This window comes from Allochromatium humboldtianum, assembly GCF_013385175.1.
GTDB classification, from domain to species: domain Bacteria; phylum Pseudomonadota; class Gammaproteobacteria; order Chromatiales; family Chromatiaceae; genus Thermochromatium; species Thermochromatium humboldtianum.
In genome coordinates, this window is record NZ_JABZEO010000011.1 from 1 (window position 1) to 14,124 (window position 14,124).

General features: G+C 64.6%; 13 protein-coding genes. 3 read left to right on the forward strand and 10 right to left on the reverse strand.

Features of this window, described 5'->3' with window-relative positions; translation table 11 throughout:
- The 7 genes from HW932_RS15140 to HW932_RS15170 form a co-directional block, all read right to left on the reverse strand.
- On the reverse strand, nt 1-392 hold a 392-nt coding region (locus tag HW932_RS15140; RefSeq protein WP_176977334.1), incomplete at its 3' end, for an RRXRR domain-containing protein.
- 297 nt (nt 393-689) lie between these two features.
- Entirely contained in the window at nt 690-1,643 is a 954-nt protein-coding gene (locus HW932_RS15145; RefSeq protein WP_176977469.1) for a permease, read from the reverse strand.
- Between the two features lie 190 nt (nt 1,644-1,833).
- On the reverse strand, nt 1,834-2,400 hold the full coding sequence (gene hybE, locus HW932_RS15150) for a [NiFe]-hydrogenase assembly chaperone HybE (protein WP_176977335.1): 567 nt from the start codon (nt 2,398-2,400) through the stop codon (nt 1,834-1,836).
- Nucleotides 2,390-2,962, reverse strand: coding sequence for a TorD/DmsD family molecular chaperone (locus HW932_RS15155; protein ID WP_176977336.1), 573 nt, complete (start codon nt 2,960-2,962; stop codon nt 2,390-2,392). The genes hybE and HW932_RS15155 overlap by 11 nt, the downstream gene beginning before the upstream one ends.
- Nucleotides 2,963-3,066: 104 nt before the next feature.
- Nucleotides 3,067-4,026, reverse strand: a complete 960-nt coding sequence (nrfD, locus tag HW932_RS15160; protein WP_176977337.1) for an NrfD/PsrC family molybdoenzyme membrane anchor subunit — start codon at nt 4,024-4,026, stop codon at nt 3,067-3,069.
- Between the two features lie 3 nt (nt 4,027-4,029).
- Nucleotides 4,030-4,647 carry a 4Fe-4S dicluster domain-containing protein gene (locus HW932_RS15165; protein WP_176977338.1) on the reverse strand — a complete coding sequence of 206 codons (618 nt, stop codon included), beginning with the start codon at nt 4,645-4,647 and terminating at the stop codon, nt 4,030-4,032.
- 16 nt (nt 4,648-4,663) lie between these two features.
- Nucleotides 4,664-7,438, reverse strand: a complete 2,775-nt coding sequence (locus HW932_RS15170; RefSeq protein WP_176977339.1) for a molybdopterin-dependent oxidoreductase — start codon at nt 7,436-7,438, stop codon at nt 4,664-4,666.
- Nucleotides 7,439-7,763: 325 nt separating this feature from the next.
- Here HW932_RS15170 and HW932_RS15175 point away from each other — a divergent pair, with 325 nt between their 5' ends.
- Nucleotides 7,764-7,982, forward strand: a complete 219-nt coding sequence (locus HW932_RS15175; RefSeq protein ID WP_176977340.1) for a hypothetical protein — start codon at nt 7,764-7,766, stop codon at nt 7,980-7,982.
- 6 nt (nt 7,983-7,988) lie between these two features.
- Here HW932_RS15175 and HW932_RS15180 read toward each other — a convergent pair whose 3' ends face one another.
- Complete coding sequence (locus HW932_RS15180) at nt 7,989-8,690, reverse strand: lytic transglycosylase domain-containing protein (protein WP_176977341.1); 702 nt, start codon at nt 8,688-8,690, stop codon at nt 7,989-7,991.
- Nucleotides 8,691-9,011: 321 nt separating this feature from the next.
- Between HW932_RS15180 and mepK the strand changes: the two genes are divergently transcribed.
- On the forward strand, nt 9,012-9,554 hold the full coding sequence (gene mepK / locus HW932_RS15185; protein WP_176977342.1) for a peptidoglycan L,D-endopeptidase MepK: 543 nt from the start codon (nt 9,012-9,014) through the stop codon (nt 9,552-9,554).
- A 123-nt stretch (nt 9,555-9,677) separates the two neighbouring features.
- On the opposite strand, the gene HW932_RS15190 is transcribed toward mepK, so the two are convergent.
- Entirely contained in the window at nt 9,678-11,504 is a 1,827-nt protein-coding gene (locus HW932_RS15190) for a ribonuclease catalytic domain-containing protein (RefSeq protein WP_176977343.1), read from the reverse strand.
- A 49-nt stretch (nt 11,505-11,553) separates the two neighbouring features.
- On the opposite strand from HW932_RS15190, the gene ygfZ reads away from it, so the two are divergent.
- On the forward strand, nt 11,554-12,606 hold the full coding sequence (gene ygfZ, locus HW932_RS15195) for a CAF17-like 4Fe-4S cluster assembly/insertion protein YgfZ (RefSeq protein WP_343047373.1): 1,053 nt from the start codon (nt 11,554-11,556) through the stop codon (nt 12,604-12,606).
- On the opposite strand, the gene lysS is transcribed toward ygfZ, so the two are convergent.
- Complete coding sequence (gene lysS / locus HW932_RS15200; protein ID WP_176977344.1) at nt 12,603-14,120, reverse strand: lysine--tRNA ligase; 1,518 nt, start codon at nt 14,118-14,120, stop codon at nt 12,603-12,605. The genes ygfZ and lysS overlap by 4 nt on opposite strands.
- Nucleotides 14,121-14,124 lie beyond the last annotated feature (4 nt).

The window sequence follows — 14,124 nt, forward strand, 5'->3', positions numbered from 1 at the left end:
AGGCGATTCAGGAAGCGCGGCGCCCGGTAGCGCGTCTTCCGAGACCGACGTGCCCGGCGGTAGTGACGCCGCAGCGTCAGCGCCTCCCGGATCGCCTGACCGCGATGCGCCAGTTCTCCGAACCACAGCCCATGCTCCAGGCGCTCGACCGCGCCCGTGTCCGCATCGCCGGTTTCGGATTCGCGCACCAGGGCCAACCCCGTGACGCGACTGCCCGGATCGAGCTTCAGGCGCAGCGGTTGCAGCGCCCCGCCGAGCCGATCTTTCAGCCGAAGGGTGAACGGCGCCAGACGCACCACCACCGCCCGTCCGCGTTCCAGCAACAGCCGCGCGCGTTTCTCCGTGCACGGCATCAGTGGTTTCTTCTGTTTGTCGAGTACGAATACAGCCATTTCCAGTCCTACCCTTACGGGCCTGGTGACGGGGCTTTACAGCCCGCTCCCCTCGGGAAGGTCTGCAACCGGCTCCCGCCTCGCAGCGGCGATCAGAACCTTCGGCGCTTTACCTTTCGCCTGCATGATCCTGATCTTCCAGAGTCCGGGACTGAGGAAGCATCCCGGAGTGGGTCTCAACGACCTGTTGCAAACGGAGCGGATGTTCACCGCTGTCCCTGGTCAACCCGGCTTGCGAGTCGCCTCACAAGCCCCCGCCTTCAGGCGGGGGTAGTTGACTGCAAGAAATTCCTCGCGTCAGGCAATCAGATTGAATCCCCAGCCGACCAGCGTGAAGGCCACCGCCAGCACCCCGACAAACAGCGCCAGCGCCGGCCAGCGGATGACCTTACGCAGAATCAGCATCTCGGGCAAGGACAGCGCGGCGACACTCATCATCAGGGCCAAGGTCGTACCGACCGCAACCCCCTTGGTCAACATCGCCTCGGCCACCGGGATGACGCCGGTGGCGTTCGAGTAGAGCGGAATCCCCAGCAGTACCGCTGCAGGGACCGTATACCAGGTCTCGCCGCCCAGATGACGGCTCACCCAGTCTGCGGGCACGAAACCGTGGAAGAGCGCCCCCACGCCGATCCCGATCAACACCCACAGCCACAGCCGGCGCAGGATCTCGCGCACCTCGGCGAGCGCCTGACGATGACGTCCCCGCAGACTCCGATCCGGCTCGACGCGATTGGCCTCGCCCAGACGGATCTTCCAGACATAATCCTCGACCCAGCGCTCGGGCCGAAACCGCTGCATGACGATCCCGCCGAACCAGGCCACCGTCAGACCGGCGAGCACATAGAGCGTGGTCAGCTTCCAGCCCAGCACCCCGACCAGGATGACGACGGCCACCTCGTTGATCATCGGGCTGGCGATCAGGAACGAAAAGGTCACGCCCAGCGGAATCCCGGCCTCGACGAAGCCGATGAACAGCGGCACCGAGGAACAGGAACAAAAGGGCGTGACCGCACCCAGCGTGACCGCCATCCCGCGCGCCTGCCAGTCAGGACGCCCGCGCACGAACTCGCGCACCCGCTCTGGCGAGAGCATGGCGCGCAGCAGACCCATCACATAGATGACGACGACCAGGAGCACGAAGATCTTGGCCACGTCCATGACGAAAAAATGAACCGCCGCGCCCAGGGCCGAGGCCGGCTCCAGATGCAGCAGCCGGAAGGCGATCAGTGCGCCGAGTGCGTCGAACATCGTATTCAGGCTTCGGTTTCTGTAGCGAGGCCGAGGCGCGTGGGTCGATTCGACATCGCCGCCAGCGCGCGCGTCCTCGATGAAGGGTGATTGGGTATGCGCGACCGCGACCGTCTCGCGCAGGATGGTGCGGATCCAGTCCGGCAAATTGGGATGCAAACGATAGTGTATCTGTTCCTACCAGGATCGATCATTCGTTATTGGCAGGCCGTAAGCGGCGAAAGAGTTCACGCCGCGAAATTTCCTTCTGCATCGGGCAATCGCGGCGTGCGGCCTCCATGTTCTCGTCGCGCACGCGGATGACCTCGCTCCAGCGCTCGAAGACGGCGTCAGCGTCGCGATAGGGTTCCATGCTCAGACACAGCGGTTGCAGCAGATAGTGCCCGAGCCGTTCGTGGTAGCCGAGATGGGCCTGTTGCGACTGGCCGAACAGATCGAAGCTCAGACGCGGCCCCAGGACCAGATACCCGGCGTCCGCGCGCTCGGCGGCTGACCAGCCTTCGGGCAACGCGAGCGGCGGCGCACGGTCGGGGAACAGCAGACGCGCCAGCATCCAGGGCGTCAGCAGCAACAGCACACGCCAGTCCTCGACCCGGCGCAGGGCGCGGACCTCGATCGGCAGGGCCATGTTGAGCATGGGATCGCCAGCCAGCGTTTCCCTGAGGAGGCGTTCGTGGATCGCGACGACCGCTGCGCTCAGCGCCTGATCTTCGGCCAGATCCTCGGCACAGAGGCGCCACGCGGTTTCAGACGTCATCCGAATGCTCCGACGCTTGATCGTCGTCCGTCGGACAGAGCCGCGCCAAACGCTCGCCGAGACCGCGATAGAGTGCTAAGTCCGCCTGTGTCTGTAGATCGCGGGCAAAACGCGGCAGCCAGCGGCATAGATGGTTGCTCCACAGTTCGGCGGCCAGCGTACCGGCCAGACAATCCGTGTCGCCCTCACCCGACCCCGCATCCAGCAGATAGGCCGCGAACTCCAGTTGCGTGCCCAGATAGTCGGGCGGCGTCTCGCCGGCTTCCAGACCGGCACGCCGATAGAGTCCCTGGAGATCCAGTGCCGCCGTGCCGCCCATGTTGCCCTGCCGATAGGCCGACTCGAACGGCGGACAGGGTGTCTTGGGGTAGCCGCTGACGAACAGCCGCGTGTGTTCGGCCTGCCAGCGCTCCAGCGGCAGGGATTCCAACTCGGCGACCGGCTCCACGAGCCAGGGTTCGGCATCAGCGATCTCGCGCAGAGCTTCCAAGGCGCCCGTTTCCGGCATCGCCAGCAACATGGCGAGTCGGCGCAGATGACTCGGGTCTTGGTCGAATGTCATGGGATGGTCTTGGGTGATTTCCAGAACACGGATTCTCGTAGGCTGTGGTGAGCGTAACGAACCGCCTCATTTGTGATCGATGCGGTTCGTTACGGCGTCGCCCCTCACCAGGGATAGGCATAGACTCCGGCATACATGAAGTAATGCCGCAGCAGATAGCCGCCGGCCAGCACCAGCACCGCTGCCGTCAGGATCGGCACCCGACTGGCCCAGCCGCGCATCACGCCCTTGAGTTCGAGCAGGAAGGGCACGATCAGACCGAAGCCGATGAAGCCGATCAGCCAGCCGTAGTCGTTCCACAGCAGTTCCATCGAGCGCACGCCGGACTCCGAGCCGTTCTTGAGGTACTGATAGAGCGAGAACAGGATCACCAGCTCGGCGGCGATCAGCACCAGATCGATGCGCTCATAGAGCACCCGCACGTGCTCGTCGGCCTGATCGTGCAGCAGGGTATACATCAGCACCAGCAGGAACGCCATCGCGGTGGAGAAGGCCGAGACCGTGAACAGCAGCGGCACCGCCGGATTGTGCCACAACGCCACCGCCGGGAAGGATTGCAGCAGCAGTCCGGTATACACGGCCACACCCACCCCATTGATGACCGCCAGCCAGCCGACACTGCGATGAAAACTCTGCACCAGCTTAGCCGTACCGATGACGAACGGCTTGTCGATCAGGTCGCGGATGCCCGGCACCTTGCGCGGAAACTCGGTCTCGCGCACATAGGGCAGCGCATAGAGAACGCCCCAAACCATCATCCAGATGATGAACTGTGTGCCCCAGGCGATCCAGGCCGTCGACTGATCGAGCATCGCCATCGGATTGAGGATGGTCAGCACCGCCGTCTTGTCGAGCAGATGGCCGAACAGCATCAGCGAACCGAGCGCCAGCAGCACCACGCCCGCGCCCGCGCCCCAGATCACCAGCGCGCGGTTGGGCTTGAGATACATATCGGTCAGAAAGGTCACGGCCAGCGTCGCCGCACCCAGACCGCCGAAGTAGAGATAGATGGCGAGCCACCAGGTCCACATGTCCTGGGTCGCATAGGTCATGTTGACGTCCATCGTTCAGCCCCTCCAGCGGATATCGTCGATGTAATACACGTTTGGCCGGGTGCCGATGTGCGGCATCAGCGCCCGTGCCGCGCCGCTCGCGACCATTTGAGCGACCGGATCATTGGGGTCGTCGAGATCGCCGAACATCCGCGATGAACCGACACAGGTCTCGACACAGGCCGGCTTACGGCCCTGCTCGACCAGATGATCGCAGAAGGAGCACTTGTCCATGCTCGGACTGCTGCGCCGATAGTCCGAGCCGTAGAACTCGCGTCCTTCACGCATGTCGCGCCGCGTGACCGGAACGCGCGCATGATAGGGACAGGCCATGGCGCAGGCGCCGCAGCCCATGCACAGATCCTGGTCGACGAAGACGATGCCGTTGGCCTTCTTCTGGGTCGCGCCGGTCGGACAGACGGTCATGCAGGGCGGGTTGTCGCAGTGGTTGCACAGCCGCGGGAAGAAGCGCCGCTGCACGTCCGAGCCGAGACCGATCTCCTTGTCATGCACATAGGTGCGCCACTTGTTCTTGTCCCAGACCGGGGTCTGGTTCTCCATCGCGCAGGCGGCCATGCAGGCATTGCAGCCGACGCAGGTGTTGAGGTCGATGACCATTGCATAGTGAGTCATGGGTCAGAAGCCTCCTTCAGGCCCGGTTGACGCGGACGGTGAACTCCTGCGAGCGGAAGCCCGCGACCACCGGCTCGACCTGATAGGGGATGAGCTTGCTGGTGGCGGTGCCGTCGCCGTGGGTGCGCGACAGCGCCTTGTTCTCGACGCCGAACGAGCTGTAGACGAAGAGGACGTCCGGATGGATCAGGCGCGTCACATAAGCGTGTCCCGTGGTCTGCTGGCCGGACTGGGTGTTGGTCAGCTGGATCGGATCGCCCATCGCGATCCCCAGCCGCTCGGCGCGCTCGGGATGGATCCAGACGCCCTTGTAGACGTCGCTCTTGAACTCGTTGATCGCCGAGAGCACCGGATTGTTGCTGTTGGTCGAGGCGTGCGAGACGGTCGGCGTCTTGCCGTAGGTGAAATAGAACTCGTCCTTGGCCAGGGGTGCGGCGATCTCGCGCGGCGAGCCGGAGCGCAACTGGATCGGGACATCACCCGCCAGCACATTGAAGTTCGGCGCCGTGTGACCGCCGTCACGCAACTGGCGCATCAGGCTGGAGAAGAACTCGACCCGTCCGCTCTCGGTCGGCACCGGCATCTTCCAGGGCATGGCGTGCTCTTCGAGGATCTGCTCGCGGTCGATCTCGTGATAGACGCCCTTGGCACGCAGAACGCGGTCGATGTGATCGGGCGAGACCCCGAGCCGTTCGGCGGCCTGATCGAAGGCGACCTCGCGACAGGCGAGCTGATAGGCGCCTTTCTTCATGGTCTGACGGTTGCGTTCGAGCGCGGCCTTGATCGGCGCGGCCTTGAGGCCCGTCAGCTTCTCCACCCAGTCGTGGAAGGTATCGGTGTTGCCCGAGATGATCTCGGTCATCTTGAGCAGGATGTCGGCCGTCTCCTCGGTGTCGTAGAGCGGCGGAATCGCCGCGTAGCGCGTGGTCAACGCCAGATCGTGGTTGACGCCGTTGCCGTAGAGGGTCGGCTCGTCACGCTCCAGATAGGTGGTGTTGGGCAGGATGACGTCGGCATAGGGCGCGGTGTCCGAGGGCAGCACCTCGATCATCACCACCAGCTCGACGTTCTCGTGGCTCAGGGTCTCCTTCCAGCGCGAGTCGGGATAATAGTGACGCACCGGATTGGAGGCATTGATCAGGAAGGCGCGGGTCAGATAGGGCTCGTCGTTGAACTTGACCCGCCCCTCGACCGATTCGCGCAGTCCGGACTCGGTCATCACCGGCAGCGCGACATTGAAATGCCCGGCCGCCTTCTCCTGCGCGTTCCAGGCCCAGGTCCAACCCGGACGCCCGTGCGAGAAGTTCTCGCCTTTGGACAGGGCGCCGATCACCATCTTGGCGAAGGCCATGCCGGCGAGCGTGGCCAGCGGTGAGCCCATCTCATAGCCATGTTCCATGGCCTCGTACATGTGCGCGGCCTTGTGATGGACCTCGGCGGAGTTCATCCAGCCGCCGACGCGGTCGAGTCCGCCGGTGAGCGCCTGGATCATGGCCTGGACGCGGCGCGTCATCATGATGTTGCCGTAGCGCGCGCCATGCCAGCCCGGATCGATGATCGCCGGGCGCGTAGTACCGAACTCATGGGCGATGCGTTCGATGACCTCGGCGTCAATGCCGGTGATGTCGGCGGCCCATTTGGCGGTGTAGGGTTCGAGTTCCTGGAGCTGGGCCTCGAACACCGTCATCAGCGCCCGTCCGTCGAGGCTGTAATCCTTGGGCGTCCTGAGCGCCGGGGTGAAGGCATTGCCGTCGACATCGACCGTATTGTCGTTGCCGAAGGCGGCGACCGTGCGTACCTCGTCGCTCCCCTCGACCCGCACCCTGGGCCGCCCCTGCTCGTCGGTCAGCAATCGCAGCTCGCCGGCCTCGTCGCGATAGGCGAGGAAAGGCATGTTGCTGTGCTTGCGCAGGAACGCGGCATCGTAGAATCCCTCGTCCATCAGGATGCGCATCATGGCCAGCAGGAACGGCAGGTCGGTGCCGGGCCGGATCTGGATCCATTCATCCGCCTTGGCCGCCGTCTCCGAGCGGCGCGGATCGAGCGAGACGATCTTCGCGCCCTTCTTGCGCCCCTGGGCGAAACGCACCATGCGACAAGTCGAGACCGCGCCGATGGAGGCATTGTTGCCCATGAAGAGGATGTACTTGGCATTGTCGAAGTCCGGCAGCATCTCGTCGTGGATGTTGAAGTTGCCGGTGACGAGATCCGTGCCCAGGTGCCCCGTGGTGACGCAGTGCTGCATCGGCGAGGCGACGATATTGGGCACCTCGTTGGCCATGGCGAAGGGCACGGCCCAGCTCATGTAGAACACGCACGAGGTCCAGCCGCCGACCATGGTCCACTCCCAGGGCTGGATCGCGGCGGCCTGGGTCTTCTTGGCGATGTAGTCGTAAGCCTCTTCCCAGCTCGCGGCGCGGAAGGCGTATTCGCCGCGCTTGGAACCCTCGACGCGGATCAGCGGCGTCTTGAGACGGTCGGTGTCATAGGTCTGGCGCAGTCCAGCCTGGCCGCGCGCGCAGATCTTGCCGCGATTGAGGGTCGAATGCGGATTGCCGTCGAGCTTGACGACGCGCTTCTCGCCGTTGCGGGTGTGGGTCGTGACCTTGAGGTTGCACAGCGAGGAGCAGAAGTTGCAGATGCTGTAGGAGACCTCTTCGATGGTCTCGTCTTTGGCGGCGGCGGTCTTGACGAACTGGGTGGCGGGCGACAGGAGTGTCAGCCCGGCCGCGCCATAACCCGTGGTTTTCAGGAAGGCACGGCGGGAGAGGCGTGGAATGCTCCAAGCCATGAGGATGTCCTCCGAGATGGTCGATAGGATCCCGGGTCTTGGCCGCGGGATTCGGGTGTCTTGCGCACTGTGAGCCGGCAAGCGTGGGCCGGTCGGCAACATTACGGCAAGCGCCCGTTCTGGGTCTATCGGAAGATTCGGATTGCTTGATATGGGTCAATTGCGGGACATTGGAGGAGGGCCGGCGGTGCGGGCAAACTGCACGCCTTGTGGCACGAGGGCGCCGCCTACGCTACCTTGAAAAACCGTCCAGCCGCAGGATATAGGCACACTCGTGCCCGTATCTCCAAGAAATGCACCCAATCTGAACCTGGAAACCAGAGACATGCCGTACTTCGTCTACAAGATCTCCCCGCCCCGCCAACTGGAGCATCTCGACACCGTCGAGCAGTATCAGCGCGCACGCGAACTGGTGCGCGAACGGCGTCAGACCGAGCCGCGCGAGACGGGCGTGGAGTATCGTTTGATCTTCGCGCGTCAGCAGGGCGAGGCCGAGCGTCTGCTCTCGACCCCGCGTGACACGCGCGTGATCGGCGAAGACTGAGCCGAACTAGCGGGCCGACTGGGCCGACATGATGAAGCTGTTCGGACGCTCGGCGGCATAGAAACGCAGCACCTTGCGCACATAGTCCTGGGTCTCGGCATAGGGCGGGATCTGGCGGCCGTGCTTGATCACGGCGCCCTCGCCCGCGTTGTAGCCGGCGAGCGCAAGCTTGACGTCCTGATCGAACATGTCGAGCAGATCGCGCAGATAGGCCGAACCGCCGCGGATGTTCTCGGCTGGATCGAAGCTGTCACGGACGCCGTAGCGCGCGGCCGTGCCCGGCATGAGCTGCATCAGCCCCTGGGCGCCGGCCCGCGAGACGGCCGCGGGATCGTAGGCCGACTCGGCGCGGATGACGGCATGGAGCAGACTCGGCGAGAGACCGTAGCGGCGCGCGTTGGCCAGGACGAGATGATGATAGAGTTCGCGCCGCTGTGATTGCGATTGGCTGAGCTTCGGAGCGGGTTTGCTGGTGATGACACGCCCGCGCGCGGCGATGCTCGACTCCGATCGCGTCGTGACCTCGCGCGCGACCTTACGCGACTCGCGATGCCATTCGAGCCTGTAACGACTGCCCTGGAGCGGCGAGTCGGTGAAGTAGACGTTACCCGCCGCATCGACGTATTTGTAGATATCCGCCCGTGCCGTTCCCCAGGATGCAAGCGCAACGGCACCGAGCACCACGGCCAGCCTCAGCGTTCCATACATCCTCCAATCCCCCTTCGAGATTCGACGATCAGGACTAGCATAGTCCATTCGCGCCCTGAAATCAGCCTGAATCGCGCATACAGCCAACGTCATAACACGCGCCAACCGCCTGATTCCAAAGCCACTCGAAGTTCGATCAAATCGTGCTCAGGGCGCATCGCGGTTTGCTTTGAATCTCGATAGTTATGATTGGTTTCTAGTGTCAAGTATAAAAATCGCATTGAAATTGAGATCGAACAAATTTTCATTTGCCTCGGCTGTCGAGCGCACTATAATCGAGCCTCCAAACCGACTAACGTCACTAAATGTACCGGGGGGAACATGAATCGACGTTACTTCCTAGGGATGGCGCTGTCCGCAGCCGCTGCTCCCGTCGCCGCCTCGCCCTTCTTCTCACGCCGCACGACCGAACGTCCGCGTATCCTGTCTTTCCGCCATCTGCATACCGATGAATGGGTCGATGTCACCTATCGTATCGGCGACAGCTACCAGCGCCCCGCGCTGCAACGGCTGAACCATTTCTTCCGTGACTTCCGCACCGGCGACGTCACGAACATGGATCCGCAACTGTTCGACATCCTCTACGATCTCAAGCTCAGGCTCGGCGACACCGACGCCCGCTTCGACATCATCAGCGCTTACCGCTCGCCCGCCACCAACGCGCGACTCAGAAAGACGTCCAGCGGCGTGGCCAAGAAAAGCCTGCATCTGCGCGGCCAGGCGATCGACGTGCGCTTGCCCGACCTCTCGACCCGTCGTCTGCGCGATGCCGCCGTGTCGCTCGGGCGTGGCGGCGTGGGTTACTACCGGCGCTCCGATTTCGTCCATCTCGACACGGGCGCGGTCCGCTCCTGGGGCGCCTGAGCGCTCCGAGCGAAACCCAAAGCGCGAAGGCGGTCGGCTCGAATCCCTCGACACCGACATTTCCGGCACACGTCAGTCGCCGAATCCCTTCGCGCACCCTGCCTCCACGACGCTCTCCCCCGCTCAACCCAGCGTGCGGAAACTGGCGCTGAGATCCGGTAGATCGACCTCGTTGACCGCGATCCTGAGCGACTGGTTGAGCGTCACGGCATCACGGACCCGAATACGTGTTTCTAGCGCCAGATCAGGCACCAGGATCACGGCCCGGCGTTCTTCGAGCGCCACCACCACGCCCTGCCCCTTCCAACCCGGATTCTCCTTGAGATAGACCAGCTTCCAGTGCTGGTTGGAAAGTCGTTCGCCGCGTCGCACCGCGATCGACGACTGTTCGGCCTCGCCGACGCGCTCCAGTACCTGGGCACGATCGAGCGGCGGCACGCCGTCCAGCCAGGCTCGGATCTGCTGATGGACCAGCAGATCGGAATAGCGCCGCAACGGACTGGTGGCGCGGGTGTAGCGCTCCAGCCCCAGACTGGCATGTCGGTCAGGCTCCAGCACCAGTCGCGTCGGCTTGAAGCCGCGCCGACGGGCATACATGCCGGCCAGATCCGTGCTTTCCTCGGCAGAGTCGGGCGGCGGCTGGACGGCGAAGGGGATGGCAATCTCGCGCTCCAGGCAGAAGCGGGCGGCGGCCTCGCCGGCCATCAGCATGGCATCCGTCACCAGCTCGCGGCTCATCAGCCGTGGCAGCGGGCGGATGTTGACCCGGCCGTCCTCGACCCGCACGCTGACCTCGGGAAGAGCCAGACGGCTGGCGCCCTGGGCGAAGCGGCGGGTGCGAAAGCGGTCGGTGAAGGCGCGCAGGGCGGCGAAGGGTTCCTCGTTCAGCCGGTGCTCGACGGCCTCATAGCTCAACCGCGTGACGCGCACCCAAGTGCGGTGGATCTCGATGTCGCGGATCTCACCGTCCGTGTCGCAGCGCAGGGCGAAGGAGAGCGCGGGAGAGACCTCCTGCAAGCCCAGCCCCAAACGCTCGGTCACAAGCCCGGGAAGCATGTTGACCACGCCCTCGGGCAGATAGAGGTTCGAGCCGCGCGCGCGTGCCTCGCGTTCCAGCTCGCTGTCCGGACGCACCAGAGCGCCGACGTCGGCGACATGGACCCAGAGGCGGTCGCCATCCAGGCTCAGGGCATCGTCGGGGTCTTGATTGCCCTCGTCGTCGATGGCATAGGCCGGCAGATGGGTGAGGTCGAGCCGGGTCTCTTCGTCGAGATCCGGGACCGGCAGTTCGATGTCGGTGATCGGGGCGCCGCAGCGGCGCGGATGCGGATTGTGACGCTCGGGCCAGTGTCCGACCTGGATCAGGGCGCGATGGGCGCTCTCCGGAGTCTGCGGATGACCGAGCGCTTCCAGGATGCGGCTGTGCTCGGACTGACCGAGCGCCAGACGCTCGACCTCGCTGAGCCGGTGGACATCCTCGGGCGCCGGGCGCGCGGCGGCCATGCGTTCGAGGAAGGCGCGCCAGTCGCGCTCGGCGGCTTCCTTGGCGGCGCGCTCGGCCTGCTCGCGCTCGACGACTTCGCGCGGGCGGACCTGGATCGACTCGGGTGTGCCGACGAAGGCCAGCCCCTCGGCGACCTGCTGCCAGACAGCCCAGGCGCTCGCCGGCGTGTAAGCGTCGAAGGCCAGTTCGGCCAGTTCGCGCAGAGTGGTCTCGCCGCCTTCCAGTAGCTCCCAGGCGGCGTTCAGTTCGCCCTCCAGCGGCGCCAGCTCGGACAACCGGCGCAGCGGCCCCGGATGCAGCAGTTCGATGTCCTTGGGCCGGACGCGCTTGGTCTGACCGCCCTCCAGCTCGATCTCGATCTTCTCGCCGAGCGCGGCCACGCGCGCCGGCCGGCTCTTGTAGAGCACCAGACTATCGAGGGGCGGTGTCACTTGATGTGTCGGCAAAGCGCTGTTATCTCCGGTGGAACCGCATGTCATACTGGACGCGGCTTAGATGTCTATTTTCGAGGTCCATATCATGATGCATCAATGGCGAGACTTCCTGACCGCCGGCACGGCGTCCATCGACGCCCAGGGGCGCGTCCAGTTCCCGGAACCGGCGACGCCCACGGACGGCCGGCTGTTCGATCTCTCGCATCTCGGGCTGATCGCGGCGCGCGGTGCGGACGCAGCGAGCTTTCTGCAGGGACAGCTCACGAACGACATTCGCGAGCTGTCGGCCAGTCATACCCAACTCAGCGCGCATTGCAGCCAGAAGGGGCGCATTTTGACGCTGTTTCGCGTCCTGCGTCTGGGCGAGACGATCTATCTCCAGACGCCGATGGAGCGCGTGACCGAGAGCATCCAGCGCCTGAGCCGCTTCATCCTGCGCGCCAAGGTCACGCTGAACGATGCCAGTGACGAGCTGATCCGCATCGGGCTGGCAGGCGAGACGGCTCCGGCACTACTCGCTGCTCAGGGTCTGCCAGTGCCCGAGCGCGACAATGGGCTGGTTCAGTCTGATGACGTCGCCGTGATCCGGATTCCCGGCCCCACGCCACGTTTCGAACTGATCGGCCCCTTCGAGCCGCTGCGTAGGCTCTGGGAGGCGCTCGCGCCCCAGGCCACGCCCGCCAACGCCGCCGACTGGACCCGGCTCGACATCCAGGCTGGCCTGCCGAACGTCTATGACCGGACGGTCGAGACCTTCGTGCCCCAGATGCTCAATCTGCAACTCATCGACGGCGTGAGCTTCAACAAGGGTTGCTATACCGGCCAGGAAGTCGTCGCACGCATGCAGTTCCTCGGCAAGCTCAAGCGGCGCATGTATCTGGCCGAGATCGAGCGCGACGTTCCGCCTGAGCCTGGCGATGAACTCTCGGCCGCCTCCAGCGCCTCGCAACAGACGGAAGGCTGGGTAGTCGATGCCTGTCCGATCGGCGACCGGCGCCATGCCCTGCTGGTCGTCACCGAGAGTGCTGCCGTCGACAGCGGTTGCGACATCCGGCTCGGGGTCGGTGGGCCGGTGCTCAGCTTGCGCGAGCCGCCTTACGGGTTTGCGGCCTAGACCGACTCCGGCCGCATGTGCGGGAACAGCAGCACGTCGCGGATCGAGGGCGAGTCGGTGAAGAGCATCACCAGCCGGTCGATGCCGATGCCCTCGCCCGCCGTCGGCGGCAGACCGTGCTCCAGGGCGCGGACATAGTCGGCGTCATAGTACATGGCCTCCTGGTCGCCGGCCTCCTTTTCGGCCACCTGGGCACGAAAGCGCTCGGCCTGGTCCTCGGCGTCGTTCAGCTCCGAGAAGCCGTTGGCGATCTCGCGCCCGCCGACGAACAGCTCGAAGCGGTCGGTGACGCTCGGATCTTCGTCATTGCGCCGTGCCAGCGGTGAGACCTCGGTCGGATAGCGGGTGATGAAGGTCGGGTCCATCAGCCGGCTCTCGACCGTCTGCTCGAAGAGTTCGACTTGCAGCTTGCCCAGCCCCCAGGTCGCCTTGGGTACGACGCCATGACGCTCGACCACCGCGCGCAGGCGATCCAGGTCGTCGACGTCCGCCGCCGTCAGCTCGGGATTGAACTGAAGGATCGCGTTACGCACGCTCAGCCGCGCGAAGGGCCGACCGAAATCATAGGTCGCGCCCTGATACTGAATCTGAGTCGTGCCCAGCACCTCGGTCGCCATGCGGCGAAGCATGTCCTCGGTCAGATCCATCAGATCGTGATAATCGGCATAGGCCTCGTAGAACTCCAGCATGGTGAACTCGGGGTTGTGCCGGGTCGAGAGACCTTCGTTGCGGAAGTTGCGGTTGATCTCGTAGACCTTCTCGAAGCCGCCGACCACCAGCCGCTTGAGGAACAACTCGGGCGCGATGCGCAGGAAGAGCTGCATGTCGAGCGCATTGTGATGGGTGATGAAGGGCCGCGCCACCGCGCCGCCCGGAATCACCTGCATCATCGGCGTCTCGACTTCCAGATAGCCGCGACCGTTGAGATAGTCGCGGATGAACTGCACGATCGCGGTGCGCACGCGGAAGGTGTCGCGCGTGCCCGTGTTCATGATCAGATCGAGATAACGCTGCCGATAGCGGCTCTCCATGTCGGTCAGACCATGGAACTTCTCGGGCAGCGGACGCAGCGCCTTGGTCAGCAGACGCAGCGAATCACAGCGCACCGACAGCTCGCCGGTCTTGGTCTTGAACACCTGACCCTCGACGCCGACGATGTCGCCGAGATCCAGCTCGCGCTTGAAGTGGTCGTAGGTCTCTTCGCCGACCTGATCGCGCTGGACGAAGACCTGGATGCGCGCCGACATGTCCTGGATGTGCGCAAAGCTCGCCTTGCCCATGACGCGCCGGGTCATCAGTCGACCGGCCAGCTTGACGCGCACCGCACGCGCTTCCAGTTCCTCGGCCTCCAGCGCCTCGTACTGAGCCAGCAGGTCGCCCGCCAGCGCATCGCGCCTGAAATCGTTCGGAAAGGCATTGCCGCGCTCACGCAGCCGCGCCAGCTTCTCGCGCCGCTGGGCGATCAGTTTGTTCTCGTCGAGTGCCTCGGTGGCGGTTGATGGCGCGTCGCTCATCGGA